General features: G+C 70.1%; 21 protein-coding genes. 14 read left to right on the top strand and 7 right to left on the bottom strand.

Annotated features, from left to right (window positions below; all coding sequences use genetic code 11):
* The first annotated feature begins 99 nt into the window (after window positions 1-99).
* Window positions 100-873: an IclR family transcriptional regulator gene (locus ACFY5C_RS12330; RefSeq protein WP_369270835.1), complete on the top strand. Its 774-nt coding sequence runs from the start codon at window positions 100-102 to the stop codon at window positions 871-873.
* Window positions 870-1,718 carry an SMP-30/gluconolactonase/LRE family protein gene (locus tag ACFY5C_RS12325; RefSeq protein ID WP_389443572.1) on the top strand — a complete coding sequence of 283 codons (849 nt, stop codon included), beginning with the start codon at window positions 870-872 and terminating at the stop codon, window positions 1,716-1,718. Before ACFY5C_RS12330 ends, ACFY5C_RS12325 begins: the two co-directional genes overlap by 4 nt.
* 73 nt (window positions 1,719-1,791) lie before the next feature.
* Here the strand turns inward: ACFY5C_RS12325 and ACFY5C_RS12320 are convergent, their stop codons facing one another.
* From ACFY5C_RS12320 to ACFY5C_RS12305, 4 genes are all read right to left on the bottom strand, one after another.
* Complete coding sequence (locus ACFY5C_RS12320) at window positions 1,792-2,538, bottom strand: phosphotransferase family protein (protein ID WP_389443570.1); 747 nt, start codon at window positions 2,536-2,538, stop codon at window positions 1,792-1,794.
* Between the two features lie 254 nt (window positions 2,539-2,792).
* Window positions 2,793-4,196 (bottom strand): NAD(P)/FAD-dependent oxidoreductase, encoded by a 1,404-nt coding sequence (locus tag ACFY5C_RS12315; RefSeq protein ID WP_389443568.1) that lies wholly within the window; start codon window positions 4,194-4,196, stop codon window positions 2,793-2,795.
* The gene (locus ACFY5C_RS12310; RefSeq protein ID WP_389443566.1) at window positions 4,193-5,422 is read right to left on the bottom strand and encodes an MAB_1171c family putative transporter; all 1,230 of its coding nucleotides are present in this window, start codon (window positions 5,420-5,422) and stop codon (window positions 4,193-4,195) included. Before ACFY5C_RS12310 ends, ACFY5C_RS12315 begins: the two co-directional genes overlap by 4 nt.
* Window positions 5,419-6,030, bottom strand: a complete 612-nt coding sequence (locus ACFY5C_RS12305; protein ID WP_389443564.1) for a toxin-antitoxin system, toxin component family protein — start codon at window positions 6,028-6,030, stop codon at window positions 5,419-5,421. The genes ACFY5C_RS12310 and ACFY5C_RS12305 overlap by 4 nt, the downstream gene beginning before the upstream one ends.
* 249 nt (window positions 6,031-6,279) lie before the next feature.
* On the opposite strand from ACFY5C_RS12305, the gene ACFY5C_RS12300 reads away from it, so the two are divergent.
* From ACFY5C_RS12300 to ACFY5C_RS12275, 6 genes are all read left to right on the top strand, one after another.
* The gene (locus ACFY5C_RS12300; protein ID WP_389443562.1) at window positions 6,280-7,638 is read left to right on the top strand and encodes an extracellular solute-binding protein; all 1,359 of its coding nucleotides are present in this window, start codon (window positions 6,280-6,282) and stop codon (window positions 7,636-7,638) included.
* On the top strand, window positions 7,635-8,582 hold the full coding sequence (locus ACFY5C_RS12295; protein ID WP_389443560.1) for a carbohydrate ABC transporter permease: 948 nt from the start codon (window positions 7,635-7,637) through the stop codon (window positions 8,580-8,582). The genes ACFY5C_RS12300 and ACFY5C_RS12295 overlap by 4 nt, the downstream gene beginning before the upstream one ends.
* Window positions 8,579-9,466, top strand: a complete 888-nt coding sequence (locus ACFY5C_RS12290; protein WP_389443558.1) for a carbohydrate ABC transporter permease — start codon at window positions 8,579-8,581, stop codon at window positions 9,464-9,466. Before ACFY5C_RS12295 ends, ACFY5C_RS12290 begins: the two co-directional genes overlap by 4 nt.
* A 106-nt stretch (window positions 9,467-9,572) precedes the next feature.
* Window positions 9,573-11,087, top strand: coding sequence for an alpha-N-arabinofuranosidase (locus tag ACFY5C_RS12285; RefSeq protein WP_389443556.1), 1,515 nt, complete (start codon window positions 9,573-9,575; stop codon window positions 11,085-11,087).
* 86 nt (window positions 11,088-11,173) lie between these two features.
* The gene (locus ACFY5C_RS12280; protein ID WP_389443554.1) at window positions 11,174-12,058 is read left to right on the top strand and encodes a sulfite exporter TauE/SafE family protein; all 885 of its coding nucleotides are present in this window, start codon (window positions 11,174-11,176) and stop codon (window positions 12,056-12,058) included.
* A 195-nt stretch (window positions 12,059-12,253) separates the two neighbouring features.
* Window positions 12,254-12,913, top strand: a complete 660-nt coding sequence (locus ACFY5C_RS12275) for a DUF4360 domain-containing protein (protein WP_328881902.1) — start codon at window positions 12,254-12,256, stop codon at window positions 12,911-12,913.
* A 71-nt stretch (window positions 12,914-12,984) separates the two neighbouring features.
* On the opposite strand, the gene ACFY5C_RS12270 is transcribed toward ACFY5C_RS12275, so the two are convergent.
* On the bottom strand, window positions 12,985-13,749 hold the full coding sequence (locus tag ACFY5C_RS12270; RefSeq protein ID WP_389443552.1) for an intradiol ring-cleavage dioxygenase: 765 nt from the start codon (window positions 13,747-13,749) through the stop codon (window positions 12,985-12,987).
* Between the two features lie 213 nt (window positions 13,750-13,962).
* Here ACFY5C_RS12270 and ACFY5C_RS12265 point away from each other — a divergent pair, with 213 nt between their 5' ends.
* The 4 genes from ACFY5C_RS12265 (at window position 13,963) to ACFY5C_RS12250 (ending at window position 18,739) form a co-directional block, all read left to right on the top strand.
* Window positions 13,963-14,340: a peptidase inhibitor family I36 protein gene (locus tag ACFY5C_RS12265; protein ID WP_389443550.1), complete on the top strand. Its 378-nt coding sequence runs from the start codon at window positions 13,963-13,965 to the stop codon at window positions 14,338-14,340.
* A gap of 140 nt (window positions 14,341-14,480) precedes the next feature.
* A complete protein-coding gene (locus ACFY5C_RS12260) occupies window positions 14,481-15,479 on the top strand; it encodes a winged helix-turn-helix domain-containing protein (RefSeq protein ID WP_389443548.1) in 999 nt (332 codons plus the stop codon).
* A 42-nt stretch (window positions 15,480-15,521) separates the two neighbouring features.
* A complete protein-coding gene (locus ACFY5C_RS12255; RefSeq protein WP_389443546.1) occupies window positions 15,522-15,860 on the top strand; it encodes a trypco2 family protein in 339 nt (112 codons plus the stop codon).
* Window positions 15,857-18,739, top strand: a complete 2,883-nt coding sequence (locus ACFY5C_RS12250; protein ID WP_389443544.1) for an NACHT domain-containing protein — start codon at window positions 15,857-15,859, stop codon at window positions 18,737-18,739. The genes ACFY5C_RS12255 and ACFY5C_RS12250 overlap by 4 nt, the downstream gene beginning before the upstream one ends.
* On the opposite strand, the gene ACFY5C_RS12245 is transcribed toward ACFY5C_RS12250, so the two are convergent.
* Both ACFY5C_RS12245 and ACFY5C_RS12240 read right to left on the bottom strand, forming a co-directional pair.
* The gene (locus tag ACFY5C_RS12245) at window positions 18,715-18,972 is read right to left on the bottom strand and encodes a DUF397 domain-containing protein (protein WP_389443542.1); all 258 of its coding nucleotides are present in this window, start codon (window positions 18,970-18,972) and stop codon (window positions 18,715-18,717) included. The two genes, ACFY5C_RS12250 and ACFY5C_RS12245, sit on opposite strands and share 25 nt — an antisense overlap.
* The gene (locus ACFY5C_RS12240) at window positions 18,969-19,805 is read right to left on the bottom strand and encodes a Scr1 family TA system antitoxin-like transcriptional regulator (RefSeq protein WP_389443540.1); all 837 of its coding nucleotides are present in this window, start codon (window positions 19,803-19,805) and stop codon (window positions 18,969-18,971) included. The genes ACFY5C_RS12245 and ACFY5C_RS12240 overlap by 4 nt, the downstream gene beginning before the upstream one ends.
* A 130-nt stretch (window positions 19,806-19,935) precedes the next feature.
* Between ACFY5C_RS12240 and ACFY5C_RS12235 the strand changes: the two genes are divergently transcribed.
* Both ACFY5C_RS12235 and ACFY5C_RS12230 read left to right on the top strand, forming a co-directional pair.
* Window positions 19,936-20,427, top strand: a complete 492-nt coding sequence (locus ACFY5C_RS12235) for an ATP-binding protein (protein WP_389443538.1) — start codon at window positions 19,936-19,938, stop codon at window positions 20,425-20,427.
* Between the two features lie 103 nt (window positions 20,428-20,530).
* Window positions 20,531-21,508: an arabinan endo-1,5-alpha-L-arabinosidase gene (locus ACFY5C_RS12230; RefSeq protein WP_389443536.1), complete on the top strand. Its 978-nt coding sequence runs from the start codon at window positions 20,531-20,533 to the stop codon at window positions 21,506-21,508.
* Window positions 21,509-21,694: the final 186 nt, after the last annotated feature.

Here is a 21,694-nt window from a genome sequence, read left to right as displayed (position 1 = left end):
ATTGCCGGGGGAAACGCACTTTGAGTAGCCTGTGTTCGTTATTCCGATCGGCTGTTGAAATCTCGAACGCAGCCTCGCATGCAAGGGAGGGGGCCGCACGTGGGACGCCTCGTACCAGCCGTGACCCGGGCTCTCGACATTCTCGAGCTCTTCCTCGACGGGGACGGGACGCTCTCCGCCCCCGACATCGTGCGCAAGCTCCAGTTGCCGCGGACCACCGTGCATGAGCTGGTGACCACTCTGGCGGCTCGGTCGTACATCGTCCAGGTGCCGGGGCAGCCGGGACGGTACCGCCTGGGTGTGCGGCCGTACCAGCTCGGCAGCCGGTACGCCGAGCAGCTCGACCTCGCGGCCGAGGGCCAGCAGGTCGCCCGGTCCGTCGCCGAGACCTGCGACGAGACCGTGCACGTGGCGATCCTGGAGGGCACGGACGTCATCTACATCGCCAAGGTCGACTCGACGCACGCGGTGCGGATGGTGTCCGCGGCGGGCCGTCGGCTGCCTGCCCACTGCACGTCCGTCGGGAAGATGCTGCTGGCCTCCCTTCCCGACTCGGAGCTGTCCTCCCGTATCCCCGACGGGGCCGAGCTCGTCGCCATGACGCCCAACAGCATCACCGACCCCGGCGCGCTGCGCGAGGCCCTCGCCGAGATTCGGCAGCGGGGGATCGCCGTCGAGAGCCGGGAGTCCAACCCGGACGTGTCGTGCGTGGCCGCGCCCGTGCGGGACCGGACCGGGCAGGTCGTCGCCGCCCTGTCCATCTCCGTGCCGATGATCCGCTGGAGCGACGAGCGGCGTGCCGAGCTGGAGCAGCTCTCCGCCAAGGGGGCCGCGGAACTGTCCGAGCGCCTTGGGCACCGGAGCGTTGCGTGACGGCGCCGTACGAGGTGGCGGTGCGCGCGGAGGCGGCGCTCGGTGAGGGCCCGACCTGGGATCCGGTGAGTGGCCGGCTCGTGTGGATCGACATCCTCGGGGGGCGGATACACACCTACGACCCCGTCTCCGGGCGTCGCACGGTCCGTACGACCCACCAGCACGTCGGCGCCGTCAAGCCGCGCGTCGGCGGCGGGCTCGTCCTCAACCTCCGCGACGGCGTGGCGCTGCTCGACCCGGACCACAGCTTCCGCTGGCTGCATCACGAACCCGTCCCCGGCCGCCGCGCCAACGACGCCGCCGTCGCGCCCGACGGGTCCCTGTGGGCGGGCACCATGCGCTACGACGAGGCGCCGGGCGGCGGCACCCTGTCCCGGATCACCGGGGAGGCCTCGGTCGAGGTGGTCCTCGACGACGTGGCGGTGAGCAACGGCACGGGCTGGAGTCCGGACGGCCGGCTCATGTACTACATCGACTCCCCGACGCGACGTGTCGACGTCTTCGACTTCGCGGACGGGCGGGCCGTGAACCGACGCCCGCTGGTCGAGATCGAGGACGGCGCCGGGTTCCCGGACGGGCTCACGGTCGACGCCGAGGGCTGTGTGTGGGTGGCGCTGTGGGAGGGCGCGGCGGTGCGCCGGTACACGCCCGACGGTGAGCTGGACCGGGTGGTCCGGCTTCCGGTGCCCCGGGTGACGGCGTGCGCCTTCGCCGGCTCCGACCTGACCGACCTGTACATCACGACGGCCCGCGTCGGCCTCGCCTCACCGCCCGCGCTGTCGGGTTCGGTGTTCGTGGTGCCGGGCGCGGGGAAGGGGCTGGCACAGCCGGCGTTCAGGGGCTGAGGCGTGCTGTCGTCACGGGGGAGGCGGCTGCCCGTGCCGTAGGCGCATGAATGACAGTCGGGCCGACGCAGCCTCACATCCGGGATCTCAGAACGTCGACTTCGCAGCCCGGCGCGAACGGGTCGAAGCCGTGCTCGATCAGCCAGCGAACCCCCAGCAGGCTTCGCAGCGACCACCATGCGTGGAGCACGTCCATGTCGACGTCGGCGCCATAGCCGGCGACGAGGTCGCCCAGGTGCTCCTCGTGTCCGAGCGCCAGGGTGGCGAGGTCGTACAGGGCATCGCCCCGGCCCGCCTCGGACCAGTCGATGATGCCCGTGATCTCGTCGCCGTCGACGAACACGTGAGCGATCTGCAGGTCGCCGTGCGTGAATGCCGGAGTCCACGGCCGGAGCGCGGCCTCGGCGACCTGGCGGTTGCGGGTGACCAGATCGGCGGGCAGGACGCCGTTCGCCACGAGCCACTCGCATTCGACGTCGAGCTCCGACGCCAAGTCGTCGAGGCCCCGGCCGGCCCGGCCGGGCCAGGGCGGCAACGGCCCGTCGTGCAGTTTCCGGACGGCGGCACCCGCCGCGGCCCACGCCGCCGTGGACGCGTTCGACGGCTCGCCGAGGCGGCCGAGCGCCGTCCCCGGGACCGCGGCGATCGCGAGCGCGGGCGGCTTGCGCCACAGGACCTCCGGGGTCGGGACGGACGCCAGGGCCATCGCCTCGACCTCGACGTCGAGGCGCGCCTGATCGGCGTCCACCTTCAGGAACACGTCGCCGACGCGCAGGGTCGCGCGCTCGGAATGGGCGACCACGACCTCGACCTCATCCATGGCGCCGAGTATCCCGAACCGACCGTCCACGTCGCCGGGAATATCGCGTGCGACTGCGCGGCCGACTGTGCCCTCCCGCGGCCTGGTGGGCGACGCCGACTGTGCCCTTCCGCGGCCTGGTGGGCGACGCCGACTGTGCCCTTCCGCGGCCTGGTGGGCGACGCCGACCGCCCCCCCCCCCGCGGCCTCGTGCGCGACGCCGACCGCAAGGCGCCGCACCCGGGCAAGCCCAACAGCCCGGGCCCTCAAGGCCTCTACCCCAGCCCCGCCGCCTTCCGCTCCTCCGCCGTCAACGGGGGCCCTGTCAGCGCCGGTTTGAGCGGGCCGATTGCTGCGGCCAGCAGGACGGACGGGGACAGCAGTACCTCGGCGCCGCGCTCCAGGGACGTCACATCCGTGACTCGGCGGGCGATTCGGCCGTTGCCGGTCGCGGTGTGCATGAGGCGGTCCACGTAGGCGGCCACGAGCCGTTCGCGGAAGGTGGGGCCGCTCTCCGTTGCGCCCGGGTAGAAGACGTCCTGCCCGATGGCGAGATCCCACGCCGCGCCGACGGGGCGGGCCACCGCCTTCTGTACGCGGCGTGAAAGGCCCGGCGCCGACCATCCCTGACGATGTGTCACGTCCCGCAGGATCAGGGCGCTTTGGGCAGCGACCGCCAGGCCATGGCCGTAGACCGGGTTGAACGCTGCGAGGGCGTCGCCGAGGACGACGAAGTTCTCGGGCCACACCGGCATCCGCTCGTAGAAGTAGCGGCGGTTGACGGTGGCACGGGTGACCGACACGTCGGACAGCGGCTCGGCGTTCTCGAGCAGTTCGCCGATCAGCGGGTGCCGCAGCTTCTCGCGGGCCCACGGGACGAAGTCCTCGGCCACGTCGGTGGGTTCGCCGCCCCGGGTGCCGGACAGGGTGACGATCCACCGGCCGTTCTCGATCGGCAGCAGGAAGCCCGCCCGGCCCGGTCCGCCGGCCCGCGGGTCGGGCTGCACATTGACGACCGGGAAGCCGTCCCTGGCGTCCTCGGGCGCGAGGTAGAGCCGACTGGCGTACGCCAGCCCGGAGTCGACCTCGCGCCGCTGAGGTGCGGGAAGACCGAGGGCCCTGAGCCACCGGGGCGCCCCGGAGCCGCGGCCGGTGGCGTCGACGACCAGGCCTGCCTGGAGAATGCGCTCGGCGCCGTCGTGCGCCCGGATCCGTACGCCCGTCACGGCAGCGTCCGTACCGGCCAGCCCCACCGCCTCCGCCCGCACCAGCTCGATCCGCTCGTCGGCGAGGACCTGCGCCCGGATCGTCGCGTCCAGCAGGTCCCGGCCGGCCAGGATCACATGGTGGGACTCGGGCCAGCGCCGGAACCAGCCCCGCGCCGACATGGCGACCACGTCCGTCGTGACCGGCAGCCGGCGGGCCCCGGCGTCCCGGAGCACGTCGGTGACCCCCGGCAGCAACTCCTCCATGGCCCGGACCCCGCCCGACCACAGCATGTGCGCATGCCGCGCCTGCGGCAGCCCCTTGCGGGGGCCGGGGTCGCCGGGCAGGGTGTCCCGGTCCACGACGAGCACACGGTCGACGACTCCGGCGAGCACGCGGGCCGCGAGCATGCCGGTGTGGGATCCCCCCAGGACGACGGCGGTTCTGACGTCTGGGGCGGAGCGTTCATTCATGCGGGGGCACTCTCTGCCGGGGCGGTCGCTCGGGCGCGTACCGCCTCGATGTCGTTGGGATGGCGGAGGGCTCGGGACACGGCCTGGATCTCCCGCAGCAGATACGCGGTGTCCGGGCCGGACGGGGAAGTGCCGGCGTCGGCCTTCGGGGACCGGTGCCTGATGTCGACGGCGTCCAGGATCGTCACGGCCGCGGCGAGGGCCTCCGCCCGGGTGGGCTCGAAGCCGAGGGCCAGGGCCGCGTCGTACGACCGCCCGCGCAGGTCCTCGTCGAGGTACCGGGACACCTGCAACAGCCCGTCGCGGACGAACGTCTCTCGGCGGATCAGCCGCAGTTCCGGGGTGCCGCGCAGGGTGAAGGGCTCGCGTGCGCCGTTGACGGACCGCATCAGCACGGAGAGGGGACGCAGGTGCCGGTGTCGTCGCCGGATGCGCCAGCGCTCGTGCAGGTACTGGCCGGCGTGCGGGATGATGAAGCCCACCGCGACCAGCGAGGCGGAGACGCAGGCGGCCGACGGCGCCAGGTCGGTGCTCAGCCAGTCCAGGTCGTGGCCCGTCCACCGGGCGACGACGGCGGTGAGCTTGGACGCGTCGAAGAGCAGGTTCGTCGCATAACCCACGCCCAGGAACCGCAGGCCCCAGCGCAGCCAGGCGTCCAGGCCCTCGGTGCGGATCCAGTTCCAGATCAGCCTTGCCGTGATGGTGCAGGCCACGGTGTGCGCGAGCAGGTACAGCAGGATCTGTTCGCGCATGAAGGGCGTCGTGGCGTAATACGTGTCCAGGTCCCGCAGCCGTTCCACGGGAGCGTCCGCGAGCGCGAAGAGCGCCCACAGGGTGATGACCACGCCCGCGTAGACGGAGACGACCCAGCGGGTCGCCCGGCGTGTGGCGGCCGAGCGGTTGGACAGGCCGTTGCGCCAGGCGATGATCATCAGCAGCCAGGACGCGCACAGCGCGGTGATGAGTGAGTACACCCACGGGGCCGAGATGTTCGGCACTCCGGTGACGCGGTTGGTCCAGGCGATGGTGCCCGGGGCGGCGAAGACGAACACCGCGCAGGCGAACAGCAGCAGGCCGCCTACGGCGCGCAGCAGGGGATCCCGCCACATCCTGAGGATGCTGGGCAGCTTGATCGCCAGGGCGGCGGCCAGGGCGACGGTGGGGATCCAGAAGGAGATGTGGACATCGCCGAAGAGCCTCGAGGAGGTCGACGCCAGTACAGTCACCGCGCCGTCCTCCCGTTCCCGCGATACCCCAGCGAACGCTGCACCGGCCCGAGCGCCGCGCCCGCCCCCCGCCCCGACAACAGCGGCCGGACAGCGGCCGCCAGCCGGTGCCCGAAGTCGTCCGCCTCGGCCTCGTCCCGCTCCCGGGAGCCGTTGCGGGCGGCTACCGCGAGGGCGATGCCCTTCCAGCCAGGGGTGCCGGCGAGGGCGTGCGCGGCCGCCGTGCCATCGGTGTGGTGGTGGCCGTGGCCGGCGTACATGTGCCACAACTCATGGCCGAGGATGACCAGTTGCTGCATCGCCTCGGCCCGCTCCTCGACGATGACCAGGTCGAAGTCCTGGAACTCCACCCACAGCCCGGTCACCTCGATCTCGTCGGGGAACCGCTCGAACCGCAGCTCGACGGGCCGCCCGCCGCGCCGCGCGCTCATCTCCGCGCACAGCGCATGACACAACTCGCGTACGTCGGCCGGGGGCTGGGGTCCGGCCCGCAGGGCGGCGCTCAGGTCGGAGGCCAGGTCGCGCATCGCGGAACCGGAACGGGAGCGCCGCAGCCGCAGCACCGCAGCGACCCGGGCCGCCCTCGTGCGCGCGCCCGCGATGTCCATCGCACCCCCTGTTCCTCCGCCCGTCGGCGGGCTGTTCGAGCCTACGCGTCCCGAAGTGTCCGCGTCATGTGGTCCGGCGACCGTAGTTAAACGGGGAACGACCACTTCCGCCCAAGACCGCCAACCCCGCTTTCGTGCACAAGCCATTGACTGGAAAGCGCTTGCAGCCTACGGTCCCGTTCGAAGTTGCGAGCGCAAGTCGACATACCGAACAGGCCGAGGCATCTACTCAATCAGTTAGGGCAGGGAATGGGACGACCTGACCTCAATCGCAGGCAACTTCTGGCCACCGCAGGCGGGTTGGCGGTGGCCGGCAGCTTCGGGTTCGCGGCGCTCGGTACGGGTGCCGACGCGCTCGCGTCCAGTGCCCGTACCCGGGTGCGCTACTGGAACCTCTTCCAGGGCGGCGACGGCACCAACCAGGTCGCGATGGTGGACGCCTTCCGCAAGGGGCACCCGGACGTCGCCGTCAAGGACTCCACCCTCACCTGGGGCGGCCCCTACTACACCAAGCTCGCCATGGCCGCCGCAGGCAACCGCGCGCCGGACCTCGCGGTGATGCACCAGGGCCGGATCCCCGGCTTCGCGCCGGGCCGTCTGCTCGACCCCTGGGACGTGGGTCTGCTCGCCGAGTACGGCGTACGGGAGGCGGACTTCAACCCGGTGCTGTGGCGGCGCGGCATCGTCGACGGCGAGTTGTACGCCCTGCCCCTCGACATCCACGTCCAGCTGAACTTCTACCGCAAGGACGTGTGCGAGAAGGCCGGCCTGCTGGGTTCCGACGGGCGGCTGCCCGCCGCCGGTTCGCCCGACGAGTGGTTCGAGATCCTCGCGGCGGCCAAGGGGCAGCTGAAGAAGGGGCAGCAGACCCTCGGGCTGCACGCCAACGACCAGAATTTCGCCTGGTGGTTCTTCGTCTCCTTCTACCAGCAGCTCGGCGGCACGTACTTCGACGAAGGCCGGACCCAGGTCACCTTCGACACCGACAAGGCCACCCAGGTCCTTGAGTTCCTCCGCAGGAACGTCACCGAGGGCTACGTCACCGTCGGCGAGGCGGACGGCGAGGCCTTCATCGCCGGATCACCCTTCACCTGGGAGGGCAACTGGTCGGTGCCGTACTTCAACGGCGAGAAGATCGAGTACGGTGCCCAGCCCCTGCCCCCGGTCTTCGGCACCCCGGCCACCCACGTCGAGTCGCACGCCTTCGTCCTGCCCCACCAGGCCGACCGCGGCGGCGCCCCGAACGAGGGCGCCTACGAACTCGCCGCCTACATGGTCTCCCACGCCACCACCTGGGCGAACGGCGGCCACGTACCCGCCTATCTGCCCACCTTCAAGGACGCCGGCTACCTCGAACTCACCCCGCAGAACGAGTACTCCGGGCCCGCCATGGAGCACCCGGCCACCGAACCCCACATCTGGTTCGCGGGCTCCACCGGCATCCTCGCCACCCGCCTCGGCCCGGTCATCGCCTCGTCCACCCTGGGCTCGGCGAAGCCCGACGCGGCGGCCCGCCGGATGAAGTCCCTCCTGCACCAACTGCTCGCGGCCAAGAACCCCATGACCGGGCTGACGGCAGCCCAGGAACTGAAGGGAGCGGGCGCATGAGCAGTACGACCACCACGGTCGCCCAAGGGGTGCTGCGCCCCCGCGCCGCCACCGCCGCCGGCTCCGCCAGACTGCGCTGGGGCAACCGTTTCCAGCACGGCGGCTGGTTCGTCGCCCCGTTCTTCGTCCTGTACGGCCTCTTCGTCATCCTGCCGGTCGTCCGCGGCCTCTACCTCAGCTTCACCGACGCCAACATCTCCGGCGACCACACGAGCTTCGTCGGCCTCGACAACTACCGCGAGGCGCTCAAGGACGACCTGGTCTGGGACTCCCTGTCGCACAGCGTGCAGTTCACCCTCTACGTCGTCCCCGCCATCGTCGTCACGGCCCTGCTGATGGCGCTCGTCGCCCACCACACCGTGCACTTCAAGTGGCTGTGGCGGCTCTGCTTCTTCGCCCCCTTCCTGCTGCCGTCCGCTGTGATCGGCAACCTGTGGTGGTGGCTCTTCCAGCCCACCAACGGCATGGTCAACCACGTCCTCGGCCTGGACACCCCCTGGCTCACCCAGAAGTCCACGGCCCTGCTCGCCGTCGTCGTCGCCACCCTGTGGTGGACGGTCGGCTTCAGCTTCCTGCTCTACCTGGCCGCCCTCCAGAACATCCCCCAGCACCTCTATGAGGCAGCCGAGCTGGACGGGGCCAACGCCTTCCAGCGTCTGCTCCACATCACCGTGCCGAACCTGCGCAACATCACCGGCCTGGTGATCGCGCTCCAGATCCTCGCCTCGCTCCAGGTCTTCGACCAGGCCGTGGTCATGTACCAGTTCGGGCCCGGACCGGAGGAAGCGACCCGCACCTTCGTCCAGTACACCCTCGAACAGGGCTTCACCAGCTACCGCGTGGGCTACGCCTCCGCGATCTCCTTCATCCTGTTCCTGATCATCGCGGTCGTCGCCCTCGGACGGATGTGGCTGCTGCGCAACCGCGAGGAGGGCGCCCGATGACGGCCCCGACGGCCCCGACAGTCCCGACGACCGCGACGACCTCCGTGCCGCGCAGGCCCCGCAGCACCTGGACCCCCGGCCAGATCGCCCTGACCCTGGTCGCCGCGGCCCTCTCGGCGATCTGGGTGGCCCCCCTGCTCTGGGCCCTGTCCACCTCCCTGAAGACCCCGACCGAATCGGTGGCTGCCCCGCACTGGATCCCCGACGACTTCACGCTGGACTCCTGGCAGGCGGTCCTGGAGGCCGGCAACATCCCCAACTGGTTCGTGAACTCGGTCGTGGTGTCCGTCTGCGTCACGTTCATCGTGCTGCTGGTGTCGTCGCTCGCCGGATACGGCTTCGCCCGTACGGAGTTCCGCGGCAAGTCGGCCCTGATGGCGGTCACGATGGCGGGCCTGATGTTCTCCCCGGCCGTCCTCGGCGTCCCGCTGTTCACCACCGTGCAGTCGCTCGGCATGGTGGACACCTACTGGGGGATGATCCTGCCCCAGTGCGCGCCCGCGGCGATGGTCTACATCCTCTACAAGTTCTTCCAGTCGCTGCCCCGCGAACTGGAGGAGGCGGCCTTCATCGACGGCGCCGGCCGCTGGCGGATCTTCTTCACGATCGTCCTGCCCCTGTCGAAACCGTCCCTCTCGGCGGTGGGGATCTTCACCTTCATCGCCTCCTGGAACAACTTCATCTGGCCGTACATGGTGACCAACAACCCCGACCTGATGACCATGCCGAACGGCATCGCCACCGTCCAGAACGCCTTCGGCATCGTCTGGCCCCAGCTCATGGCCGGCGGCATCATCGCGGGCCTCCCTCTGATCGCCGCGTTCGTCCTGTTCCAGAGCCAGATCGTGAGGGGCGTGGCCCACACGGGCCTGGCGGGCCAGTAGACGCCCTGGAGGGCAACGCCCCCAAGGGGCGCGGGGAACTGCGCGACCAGCCCCCTCAATCCCGCAGCCGCCAACGAAACAGCACCGCCCACCCCGAAAGGCGCCCATGCTCACCGCCCGCTTCACCCTCGACCCCGCCTTCACCATCGCCCAGGTCAACCCCCGTGTCTTCGGCAGCTTCGTCGAACACCTCGGCCGCTGCGTCTACACCGGCATCTTCGAACCGGACCACCCCACCGCCGACGAGACCGGCCTCCGCAGGGACGTCCTGGACCTCGTCCGCGAACTCGGCGTCACCACCATCCGCTACCCCGGCGGCAACTTCGTCTCCGGCTACAAGTGGGAGGACTCGGTCGGCCCCGCCGAGGACCGCCCCCGCCGCCTCGACCTCGCCTGGCACTCGACGGAGTCCAACCGTTTCGGCCTGTCCGAGTACATCGACTTCCTCCGCAAGATCGGCCCCCGGTCCGAGCCGATGATGGCCATCAACCTCGGCACCCGCGGCGTCGCCGAGGCCCTCGAACTCCAGGAGTACGCCAACCACCCGGCCGGCACGGCACTCTCCGACCTCCGCGTCTCCCACGGCGACAAGGACCCCTTCGGCATCCGGCTGTGGTGCCTGGGCAACGAGATGGACGGCCCCTGGCAGACGGGCCACAAGACGGCCGAGGAGTACGGCAGGACCGCCGCGGAGACGGCCCGCGCGATGCGCCAGATCGACCCGAAGGTCGAACTCGTGGCGTGCGGTTCCTCCAGCCAGGGCATGCCCACGTTCGCCGAGTGGGAGGCGACGGTCCTTCAGGAGACGTACGACCTCGTCGACTACGTCTCGCTGCACGCCTACTACTGGCCCGAGGACGGCGACGTCGACTCCTTCCTCGCCTCCGCCGTCGACATGGAGTCCTTCATCGAGAACGTGGTCGCGACCTGCGACCACGTGGGCGCCCGCCTCAAGTCGAAGAAGAAGATCAACCTCTCCTTCGACGAGTGGAACGTCTGGTACATCCCCGACTGGCACGAGCACGCGGACGGCATCGGGGAGCGGGACTGGCCCGAGGCCCCGAGGCTGCTGGAGGACAACTACAGCGTCATGGACGCGGTCGTCTTCGGCTCGCTCCTCATCGCGCTGCTGCGGCACGCCGACCGCGTCACCGTCGCCTGCCTCGCCCAGCTGGTCAACGTCATCGCTCCGATCATGACCGAGCCGGGCGGCCCGGCGTGGCGGCAGACGACGTTTTTCCCGTTCGCGCAGGCCGCCGAGTACGGCCGGGGCCAGGTGCTGGACGTCCGGGTGGACTCCCCGACGTTCGAGACGAAGAAGTACGGCGAGGCCGACCTGCTGCACGCCACCGCCGTGCGCGCCGAGGACGGCACGGTCACCGTCTTCGCGGTCAACCGCAGCCGCACCGAGCCCCTGCCTCTGGAGGTCGCGCTGAACGGCCTCGACCTGACGACGGTGGTCGAGCACAGCGCCCTCGCGGACGCCGACCCGGACGCCCGCAACACCCTCGACGAGCCGGAGCGGGTCATCCCGCACGCCGTCGAGGGCACGGCACTCGAGGACGGCGGCCTCACCGCCGTACTGGAACCGCTGTCCTGGAACGTGATCCGCCTGAGCTGACCGGACGGACGATCTTCACAGGGCCCCAAGGCTGCGTTCAGCTTCCCTAAGGCTTTGCTCAGCTTGGGGCCCTACCGTCGCCGCCCATGCGCACGTTGATCCTGCTCGCCCTCGCGGGCCTCGGGGCCCAGCTCGTGGACGGCAGCCTCGGCATGGCCTACGGGGTGACCTCGACCACGCTGCTGCTGGCCCTGGGCACCAACCCCGCCGCCGCCTCCGCGACCGTCCATCTCGCCGAGATCGGTACGACGCTGATGTCGGGGGCGGCGCACTGGCGCTTCGGGAACGTCGACTGGAGGGTGGTCGCGCGGATCGGCGTACCGGGCGCGGTGGGTGCGTTCCTCGGGGCGACCGTGCTGTCCCGGCTGTCGACGGAGGTCGCGAAGCCGGTGATGTCCGCGATCCTGCTGGGGCTGGGCGTGTACGTCCTGGTCCGGTTCACCTTCCGGGGGCTGCCGAAGGGCCGGCTGGGCAGGCCGCTCGGGCACCGGTTCCTGGCCCCGCTGGGGCTGGTCGCCGGCTTCCTCGACGCCACCGGGGGAGGCGGCTGGGGCCCGGTCGGTACGCCCGCCCTCCTCGCCTCCGGCCGGATGGAGCCGCGCAGGGTCATCGGCTCCATCGACACCAGCGAGTTCCTCGTGGCGGTGGCCGCGAGCCTCGGTTTCCTGTTCTCGCTCGGCTCCCAGGGCATCGACGCCCTGTGGGTCGCCGCGTTCCTGCTGGGCGGTCTGGTCGCCGCGCCCCTCGCCGCCTGGCTGGTGCGGCTGCTGCCGCCGAGGGTGCTGGGATCGGCGGTCGGCGGAGTGATCGTCGTGACCAACGCCCGCACCCTGCAGCCCGGTGACGTGCTCTACGCCGCCCTGTACGCGCTGTGGGCCGCCGCCCTGGCGTACTCGGTACGCGCCCACCTCAAGGAGCGGAACGCGGCCGCCGCCGAGCCCGCCGCGGAGCGTCAGCCGGTCGGCACCTGACCGACCGGACGGACGTACCGGCATCACTCAACTCGCCTGTGAATGGCCGGAGTTCGTCGTGGCCATGCCATGCGCGGCCCCCTACGATGCGAACGCCTTCGGCCTTCACAGAAAAGTCACTGTTTCTTCAAAGATTCAACCGGCTTGAAAACGGGGCCCGAGGCACAGCCACCCCCCATCCCCAAGGAGAGCTCCATGGCACGTGGACTCCTGCGACTCCTGCTGAGCGGCGGCGCGCTGGCCGCTCTGCTCACGGCGACGTTGCCCGCTCAGGCCGCGCCGGCGTTCGAAGACCCGCCGCCGGACAAGATCGTCATCAAGGTCGCCACGGTGAACGGCTCCGGCTGCCCCCAGGGCACCACCGCCGTCGCCGTCTCCGAGGACAACACCGCCTTCACGGTGACCTACAGCGACTACCTCGCCCAGGTCGGCGGCAACTCCGACCCCACGGCGTTCCGTAAGAACTGCCAGCTCAGCCTGGTCGTGCACGTCCCCGGTGGCTTCACCTACGCCATCGCCAGCGCCGACTACCGCGGCTTCGCCTCCCTCCAGTCCGGCGCGAACGCCATGCAGAGAGCCTCGTACTACTTCCAGGGCTCACCGAACACGCAGTTCCGCAGCCACCCCTTCAGCGGCCCCCTCAACGACAACTGGCAGGCCACCGACGAGACCGACTGGGCCCAGCTGATCTGGGCGCCCTGTGGAAAGCAGCGCAACTTCAACATCAACACCGAGCTGCGCGTGAACGCCGGCTCGTCGTCTCCGAGCAAGGTCAGCTTCATGACCATGGACTCGACCGACGGTGACATCAGCACGGTGTACCACCTGGCGTGGAAGGAGTGCCCGGGCAAGTAGCAGCACCTACGCACGCCGAGCCGCGCCCGCGGATGGCAGCCGGGCGCGGCTTGGTGTCGGTGCGGGTCGGGTCAGCTCTCCACGCCGAGGGTCAGCGCCCCGGCGTATCCGGCGGAGGGCGAACTGCCCAGGGCGGTCAGGGTCAGCAGCCCGGACGCGGCGCCTGCGTCGTCGTAGATGGAGTCCTGGGCGAGGGTGGTGCGCGGGACGGTGTTCGCGGCGTAGACGGCGAGCGCGGCGACCCGGGTGGTGATCGCCTCGTCGAAGAAGAGCTGACCGGTGTGGAGTTCCTGGCCGCCGGTGAACGAGCCGTCGTCGGTGAGCGTGACGTCGGTGTGCACCTTGACGTGGATGTGGACGCACCGGCCGCGGTACCAGCCGGGGTACACGGACGTGATGCGCGCGACGCCGTCCGACCCGGTGAGCACGCCGCCCCGCAGGAAGGTGCCGTTGTCGGGCTCGTCGTGGCCGTTGTTGCCGACGAAGCCGGAGTACTCGCCGAGGGCGTCGCAGTGCCAGATCTCCACCAGGGCGTTGTTCAGCGGCGCGCACGTGCTGTCGTCGACGACGGTGAGCGTGAGCTCCAGCGGGATGCCGGTCTTGTCCTCACCGACGTCGGCGCGGACGAGCTGTCCGTCCAGGTAGTAGGGGCCTTCGGTCATCTCCTTCGTGAGTGTGCAGACGGCCGCGGCGGCGACGGGGGCCGGGTCGGCCGCCTCGGCTGTGGGGGCTTCAGGCGCGGCGGCGACGACCAGCGATGCGGCCGTGGCGCCGGTGGCGATGAGCACGGTACGGCGCCCGATCACGGTGGGGGTTGTCCCTGAAGTGTCTGTCATGAGCCCGGCACCGTAGGCAGGCATTCTGTTGATGGGCTGTCAGTTGAGCAAAGTGAGCATCCGTCAAGTTTTTTGTCAGACACGTCACTTGCATGCCCTCACGGCGTATCGATTCGACGGAGATCGAAGGCGCGTGCGGGGGTGGGGCACTCGGGCCCAGGCTGGTCGGCGTACGAGAAAACAACGGGGAACAACGGGGAAAGGAAGTACCTCATGTCCATCCGCAAGAGCCGACTCGCCCTCGGCGTAGCCGCCTTCGTCGGCACCGCCGCCATGCTCGCCGTGCCCACCTCCGCCCAGGCGGCCGGGGACCCGGCGACCTGGCCCTGCGACCCCTCGGAGTTCTGCATCTACCACGACGGGCAGGGCGGGGGCGCGCACTACTCGCTGGCGGACGGCGCGTCCAACCTGGGCCAGCTGGCGGGCGGTCTCAATGACCACGTGTGGTCGGTGAAGAACATCTCCGGCAGCTCGTGGTGCCTGTACCGGGACGCGGACTACGAGAACGAGATCCAGGTGATCCTGGACGGGCAGGCGCTCGACCTCGCGTCGCCCGTCCGGGACCAGGTCAGCTCCGTCGAGGAGTGCTGAGGAGCCCTGCCGGACTTCCCGGAAGCGCCCCGCCGCACGTGGCCGTGCGGCGGGGCGCGCCCCATGACTTCTGAGGGTGTCAGGAGGCCACGAACCCCGGAGCATGTGAGTGCACGACGTGCCGAACGGGGATGGCTCACATGGCCGTACGCATTCACTTCACCGACGACGATCTCGCCCAGATCAGGCTGGCGCAGGCTCCCGACCCCATGTGGGAGGCGCTGCTCAGCATGCACATGCTGCAGACGGACACCGGCTCCGCCGTCTTCGGCGGCTGGCGACGCCGGGTGCGACGCGAACTGCCCGCCGCCGTACGTCCCTTGCTCCGCATGGCCCCGCCCGTCGGCTACTCGGCCGACTTCCTCACCCCGGCCGCCGGCTCGGGCGGCCTGGACGCCGGAATCGGTGCCCTGCTGTCCACGCCACGGCAGCGGCTGCGCGGCGACCTGGTGGAACTGTCCCGCGCGGGCCGCCACCTGCCGCCCTGGGCCCGGTCCCTCGCCGAGGGCGACAGGGAGGCCGTCGGCCATCTCGCGCGAGTCTTCCGGGCGTACTTCGCGACCGCGCTGGCCCCGTGGTGGGGCCGCGTCCGCACCCGTTTCGGGGCCGAACGTGCCGTCCACGGGCGGTACTTGGCCGACGGCGACCTCGGCGCGCTGCTCGGCGCCCTCCACCCCGGCCTCGTCTGGCGGCGGCCCGTACTGGAGGTGACGGGGCTGGGCGCGGACCGTGACGTCCGCCTCGACGGACGCGGGCTCCTCGTCCTCCCGTCGTACTTCTGCTGGCGCAAGCCGACGCTGCTGAAGGATCCCGCGCTGCCGTGCGTCGTCGTCTACCCGATGACCCACGAGACTGTTCTGAGCGGGGGCGCCACCGGGCTCCGCTCTCTGAACGCCCTCCTCGGGCGCACCCGCGCCGGGATCCTCGAATCGGTCGCCGAGCATGGCGTGACGACGACCGAACTCGCCCACGACGCGGGCATCTCACCGGCCACGGCCAGCCATCACGTCGGCATCCTGCGCAAGGCCGGGTTACTGAGCACGTGCAGGGCGGGCAAGGCGGCGCTGCACTCCGTCACTCCGCTGGGGCTTGCGCTGCTGGACGGTCACGCCGCTTCGCGACCCCCGCGGATGGCGTGAACCGATGGCGGCGGGCTACAAGGTCTCTCTAGCGTTGACCACATGACCGACAACCGGATCGAATTGGCCGACGCTGTGCAGGCGGTACGGGACGAACTGATCACTGCGGCGGCTCGTTCGTCCGGGCAGGACGTGACGTTCGAGGTGGGGGACATCGAGCTGGAGTTCAGTGTCGAGCTGCGCAAGGAGGTCACGGGCGGGGCCAAGGTGAAGGCTTGGGTGGTGGAGGCCGGCGTCGACGCGGGTCGGGGCACGACTCGGACCCATCGGGTGGCGGTGACTCTGAGGGCGCTCAACGCTCGGACCGGACGGCCGTGGAAGGTACAGAACGATAACCGGGGGAGTGTGGCCCGGTTCGGCACGGACGGCGACGCGCAATGATCGCGGGCAGGATCTCGGACCTGGCCGTGGTGGTCGTCGGGGAGGGGCAGGGCAGTGGTGTGCTGCTCGGCCGCAGCCTGGTTCTCACCGCGAGGCACGTGGTGGACGGCAGCGATGTCGTCGAGGTGATCCACCCGTCGAGCCGGAAGCCGGTCGAATGCGAGATCATCTGGGATGACGAGGCTCTCGATGCAGCTCTGCTGAGGGCCGACCCGGCGGTCATCAGCGCCGAGCGGGCAGCGCCTCTGGGACGGCCTCGCGTGGGCCGCGTAGCCTCGGCCTCGCCGCTGTCGCACTGCCAGATCGTCGGGTTTCCCCAGAGCCAGCGCTACGGGGGCTGGGGCGACGACCTCGAGTACGAGCAGTACCGCGCGACCGTGCTGCCCATGGCCGGGCGCATGCGGAACCTCCTCGTCTGCGAACTCGACGTGCCCGCCGCCGACGAACGGGGCGAGCAAGTCTCACCGCTGGCCGGGCTGTCGGGGGCGCCGGTCTTCGCCGGAGCGGTGCTCCTCGGCGTCGTGACCCAGGTGCCCCGGGGCCGTTCCCACCTCCGAATCGAGGCGGCCCCGATCGAAGCCGCGATGACGTCGGTACGGCGGGTCCGCTGGAATCCAACGTTCGAGGAGATTACGGACGTCCACCCCAAGGACGAGCTGTTCGAGGCCCGGTACGCCAAGGACCTGGCTGCGCAGTACCGCAAGACCGAGATCTTCGGCATCGAGGAACTCGGCCGCACCGAGTCCCGCTGGGACCTCGACACTGCCTATCTGAGTCTGGAGGCCGAGGCCGCCGCTCAGGACGGACACAAGGGGGCCAGGGCCTCGGCGCAGCGCATCGAGCCCCTGCTGAAGACACGCCCCCGCGCTCTGCTGCGCGGCCAGGCGGGTGCCGGCAAGACCACTCTCGTCTGGTGGCTGGCAGCCCACGCCGCGAACGGCACCCTCACCATGGAGCTCGCCCAGCTGAACGGCCTTGTGCCCTTCGTCATCCCCATGCGCGAGGTATACGCACGGGGCGGACCGTTCCCGGCCGTGTCGGAGCTCCTGTCCGCCGGGCGGGTCATCTCGGACGACGCACCGGAAGGTTGGGCCAGCCGCGTCCTGGAGGCCGACCGCGGGTTGCTCCTCGTGGACGGCCTGGACGAAGTCCCTCCGGACGAACGGGAGAAGGCGCGCCGCTGGCTCTCCGCGTTGCTGGATCGGTACCCGCAAACCCGGTGCCTGGCCACCGTGCGTCCCGACGCGGTCGAGAAGGACTGGCTCCGCTCGGAGGGCTTCACCGAGCTGACGCTGCTGCCCATGAGCGACGAGGACATCCAGTCCTTCGTGATCGCCTGGCACAACGCGGCCCGTCTGGAGTCCGAGCACCTCTACGAAGCTCGCCGGTGCGGTGACGAGAAGGAGCTCCTCTCTTCCTTGGAGCAGGATCTCGCCCACCAGCTGGAGCAGAACGCGGCGCTTCGCGACCTCGCCCGTACTCCACTGCTGTCCGGAGTGATCTGCGCACTCCACCGTCGCCGCCGCGGCCTCCTGCCCACGACGCGTTGGTCGCTGTACCGTGCCGCGCTCGGGATGCTCCTAGGCGGCCGAGACGCCGCGCGCGGCGTCTCCCGTACCGATGACATCAGCCTCGACTCGGACGCACAGCATGCTCTACTCCAGCGGCTTTCCATCTGGCTCGTGCGGACCGGCCAGCAGCAGATGACCCCCAAGCTGGCAACGCACCAACTCGCCCTCGCGATGCGGGACATGCCGCAGATCCGTGCCCAGGCGTCGCCCCTGCGGGTGCTGCGCTTCCTGGTCGAACGCAGCGGCGTTCTCCAGGAACGGGCGGACGACGCGATCCAGTTCATCCACCGGACTTTCCAGGACTACCTCGCGGCGAAGGAGTTCCACGAGAGCGGGTACGTGCTGGAACTGCTGAATCACGCAGGTGACGAAGCCTGGCGAGACGTGATCGTCCTGGCCGTCGGCCACGCGACGCGCACGGACGCGCAACTGCTCATCGAGAGGCTGGTCCAGTACGGGGACGTCGTGGACGGGCGGGAGGAGAAGTGGTACCTGCACGTCCTGGCCGCCCAGTGCGCCACCAGCCTGCTGTCACTGGACGCGGTGCTGATGGAGGTCGTGCGGGGGCGGGTACGGACCCTGATGCCGCCGCGAAACTACTCGGAGGCCGGTGACATCGCGAGCCTCGGGGCCTGGGCCGTGGAACTGCTGCCGGGGCCGGGAGAGGGGGACGGTTCCGACGAGTACGTCGTCGAGGCCCTGACGAGAATCCGTGCGGCGGAGGCTCGGGGGAAGCTGAGGAGGTTCGCCTCGCATCCCGGGATCGACGTGCGGCTCCCGATCGCCCAGGGCTGGATACACCAGCCTGCGGAAGAGTACGCCCGCGAAGTACTGGCCGGATCCGGTATCCACTCCCTGTACGTTCAGAGCAGTTCGCAGCTGGTCCAGTTGCCTCACCTCGAACCGCTTCGGGCGATCACCGTGGACGGGTCGTACACCGCAGAGGAGCTGGACGCCCACCTGCCGACGCAGCATGTCGAGGTGATCATCCTCCGGAGGAACTGGAAGATCACCCACTTGCACTTCCTGCGGACCCGGCAGCGCTTGCGCGTCCTGGAACTCGACCTGCCGAAGGGATCACTCGACCTGCTGACCTCCCTGACGCCGCTGCCCAACATCCGGCGCCTGCAGCTCAACGGGGTACGGGACTATGCCGACATGACGCAGTTGCCTCGCGTCTTTCCGAACCTCAAAGGGCTGACACTGCAACTTGAGGAAGGCGCCACGGAACAGCCCGACCCGAAGGCCCTGGGCACCGAAGCGCTTGGCAACGCGTTCGGACCTCAGTTCCGGATGGTGGTGCAGTAGGAAACGAACTCCTCCCAGGAGTCCGGCGAGAGCGCGAGCTGACGGTCCTTGGGCGCCTTCGAGTCACGGACGTGGATGGTGTGGGGGAGGGTGGCGACCTCTACGCAGTCGCCGTCGCCGTCGCCGCCGCTGCTGTAGCTGGACTTGTGCCAGGCGAGAGCCACTTCGACGCAGTCATCGCCGGATCCGCCGCTGTAGCTGCTCTTGAACCAGGCCAGTTCGCTGGTGCTCATAGCTCTCCTCGCATCCGCTGCAGCAGGCTCACTGAGTCCTTCAGGGTGAGAGCCTGTGAGCGCATCCTGGCATACCGCATCTGGAGCATGCTGACCACCTTCGAGTCAGCGATGAACTGGCCGCTTTCTTGCCCCTCGCAGTAGGCGAACCACTTGTTCTCCGGAGTCTCCAGCAGCCGCATGGGGCCGTCCAGCCCCGCGTGCGTCTCCTGCTCCGTCGGCATGACTTGGATCTCCACGTTCCGCAGTTCGGCGATCGCTAGGACGTGGTCGATGAGCTCCCGCGTGACCTCCAATCCGCCCGTGCGCCGCCGGAAGAGGTGCTCTTCCAGGATGAAGGCGAATGCCGTGTTCGGCCGTTCCCGCAGCAGTCGTTGCCGCTCGGCGCGCGCTGCCCACTGCGCCTCGATCTGCTCGTCGTCCATGGGCGGCAGCTGGTTCGTGAACAACGTCCGCGCGTAGGCCTCCGTCTGCAACAACCCCGGAATCAGCCGGCATTCGTACGTGTACAGCGTGATCGCCGTAGCCTCCAGGCGCGCCCACCGCCGAAACCACGCCGCCAACCCCGGCTGCCGACTCAGACACGGCGCCGACCTCCGCAACGCCCCCGTATTCCCCGTCACCCCCTCCGCCCGATCCGCGAACGTCGGATCCGGCATCCGCCGCCCCAACTCCACCGAAGCCACCGTGTGTTTGGACAGCCCCACCAGATCCCCGAACTCCTCCCGGCTCAACCCGGCATGCTCCCGCAACGCCTGGACCACGGCGCCGAACGTCCGCAGACTGTCTGACGACTCCGGCTCGCCACCCGTACCCACCACGCCATCGACCACGGTCGGTCACCTCCCGCGCTCATGGTCACGGGTGGTGATGAGTACTGTCCAGTCCGTAACCACGTACGCTGCCGCAGCGTACGCGCCTCTCACCTGGTGAACTGCCTGCCCCACGCGCCAGATTGAGCGTATGCCCGCACACCACACCCCCCAACCCCCGGTCACCGTACGTGTGTTCACCCAGCGCCTCAGTGCCACCCCGCGCGGCGCCCGCCTCGCCCGGCATCTCGCCCTGAACCAGCTCCGCGCCTGGGGCGTCCCGCACGGCAGTGACGCCTCCGACGCCGTCGCTCTGATCGTGGCCGAGCTGGCCGCGAACGCCGTTACGCACGGCCGTGTCCCCGGCCGGGACTTCGAGCTGAGGCTGTCGTTGCCCACGGGCAGCATCCGCGTGGAGGTCACTGACACCCGTACCGAGTCCCATCCCCCGAAGCCCGGCGACGTACCGCCTCCCCGCCCCCTCGACGAACACGGCCGCGGCCTCGTCCTCGTCGAGGCGCTGGCCGACCGGTGGGAGGTCGTGGAGCGGGACGAGTCGCCCGGCAAGACCGTCTGCGCCGAGGTCGACCTGCCCGCATGGTCGGCTCTGATCCGGATGCGCGGAACCGGTCAACAGCCTTGACGCGCAAGGGGTTCGATTCTACGTTCCCGTTCGAACTGGCGAGCGCCGTCCGATATTTCGGCCAACGGTCCGGCCTGTCACCCCCACCGCAAGGAGGACCCGCATGCCCCGCACCCTCCGCAAGCGCACAGCCCTGATCGCACTCCCCGCCGCCGCTCTCCTCGCCCTCATCCCGTCCTCGGCGACCGCGTACCCCAACCCCGGCCGCGTCACGGGCGACATCGTCACCCACGACCCGACGATGCTCCGCACCTCGTCCGGCCAGTACCTGCTCTACGCCACCGGCGGCGGCATCGCCAACAAGACCTCCAGCGACCGCACCGCCTTCAGGAACGGCGCCGACGCGTTCTCCTCCCGGCCGGGCTGGTGGTCCACCTACTCCTCCGTGCCGGAGGCCTGGGCGCCGGACATCTCGTACCACGGCGGCAAGTACCTGATGTACTACTCCGTCTCGAAGTTCGGCTCCAACACGTCGGCCATCGGCCTCGCCACCTCCACCACGGGTCAGCCCGGGAGCTGGACCGACCAGGGGGCCGTCTACACGTCCAGCTCCTCAAGCGACTTCAACGCCATCGACCCGAACCTCTTTGTGAACGACGACGGCAAGTGGTGGCTGTCCTTCGGCAGTTGGTGGACGGGGATCAAGATGATCCAGATCAACCCGTCGACGGGGAAGCAGCTCTCCTCCAACACCACCCGCTACTCCCTCGCCTCCCGCCCGACCGGTACCAAGGCCGTGGAGGCGCCCTTCATCGTGAAGCGGGGCGGCTACTACTACCTCTTCGCGTCCTACGACACCTGCTGCGCAGGCACCAGTTCCACGTACAAGGTCAAGGCCGGCCGCGCCACCAGCGTCACCGGCCCCTACGTCGACAAGAGCGGCGTCTCGATGATGAACAACGGCGGGACCCCGGTCCTGGAGTCCCACGGCAGCGTCGTCGGCCCCGGCGGCCAGTCGATCATGAACGACGTGGACGGCGACCTGATCGTCTACCACTACTACGACGCCAACGACAACGGCACACCCAAGCTGGGCGTCAACCTCTTGAACTGGGCCACGGGTTGGCCGGTCGCCTACTGACGCCGGCAGCGCTGCAGCCGGCCTTCTCGATCGGGCAGCCGTCCGCGAGCGCGGCCTCCTTCGCCAACCCGGTGAAGGCGCAGAAGGGCGCCGACCTCTGGATCCCTGACCGCGCGGTGCGGTCGGGGACCCACGACCACGCCCCCGGCTGCAGCGCGAGGTGATTTCCCGTCAGCCCGTTGCCGT

Origin of the sequence: Streptomyces sp. NPDC012935 (genome assembly GCF_042900345.1) — a bacterium.
Classification (GTDB): domain Bacteria; phylum Actinomycetota; class Actinomycetes; order Streptomycetales; family Streptomycetaceae; genus Streptomyces.
Note: the sequence above shows the minus strand (reverse complement) of the source record. Positions and strands in the feature narration are given on the sequence as shown.

Coding starts and splice junctions, on each gene's coding strand:
- ACFY5C_RS12320 (WP_389443570.1), bottom strand. CDS start 2,538: ATGGATGAGGTCGAGGTCGTGGTCGCCCATTCCGAGCGCGCGACCCTG.
- ACFY5C_RS12315 (WP_389443568.1), bottom strand. CDS start 4,196: ATGAATGAACGCTCCGCCCCAGACGTCAGAACCGCCGTCGTCCTGGGG.
- ACFY5C_RS12305 (WP_389443564.1), bottom strand. CDS start 6,030: ATGGACATCGCGGGCGCGCGCACGAGGGCGGCCCGGGTCGCTGCGGTG.
- ACFY5C_RS12300 (WP_389443562.1), top strand. CDS start 6,280: ATGGGACGACCTGACCTCAATCGCAGGCAACTTCTGGCCACCGCAGGC.
- ACFY5C_RS12295 (WP_389443560.1), top strand. CDS start 7,635: ATGAGCAGTACGACCACCACGGTCGCCCAAGGGGTGCTGCGCCCCCGC.
- ACFY5C_RS12290 (WP_389443558.1), top strand. CDS start 8,579: ATGACGGCCCCGACGGCCCCGACAGTCCCGACGACCGCGACGACCTCC.
- ACFY5C_RS12285 (WP_389443556.1), top strand. CDS start 9,573: ATGCTCACCGCCCGCTTCACCCTCGACCCCGCCTTCACCATCGCCCAG.
- ACFY5C_RS12280 (WP_389443554.1), top strand. CDS start 11,174: ATGCGCACGTTGATCCTGCTCGCCCTCGCGGGCCTCGGGGCCCAGCTC.
- ACFY5C_RS12275 (WP_328881902.1), top strand. CDS start 12,254: ATGGCACGTGGACTCCTGCGACTCCTGCTGAGCGGCGGCGCGCTGGCC.
- ACFY5C_RS12270 (WP_389443552.1), bottom strand. CDS start 13,749: ATGACAGACACTTCAGGGACAACCCCCACCGTGATCGGGCGCCGTACC.
- ACFY5C_RS12265 (WP_389443550.1), top strand. CDS start 13,963: ATGTCCATCCGCAAGAGCCGACTCGCCCTCGGCGTAGCCGCCTTCGTC.
- ACFY5C_RS12260 (WP_389443548.1), top strand. CDS start 14,481: ATGGCCGTACGCATTCACTTCACCGACGACGATCTCGCCCAGATCAGG.
- ACFY5C_RS12255 (WP_389443546.1), top strand. CDS start 15,522: ATGACCGACAACCGGATCGAATTGGCCGACGCTGTGCAGGCGGTACGG.
- ACFY5C_RS12250 (WP_389443544.1), top strand. CDS start 15,857: ATGATCGCGGGCAGGATCTCGGACCTGGCCGTGGTGGTCGTCGGGGAG.
- ACFY5C_RS12245 (WP_389443542.1), bottom strand. CDS start 18,972: ATGAGCACCAGCGAACTGGCCTGGTTCAAGAGCAGCTACAGCGGCGGA.
- ACFY5C_RS12235 (WP_389443538.1), top strand. CDS start 19,936: ATGCCCGCACACCACACCCCCCAACCCCCGGTCACCGTACGTGTGTTC.
- ACFY5C_RS12230 (WP_389443536.1), top strand. CDS start 20,531: ATGCCCCGCACCCTCCGCAAGCGCACAGCCCTGATCGCACTCCCCGCC.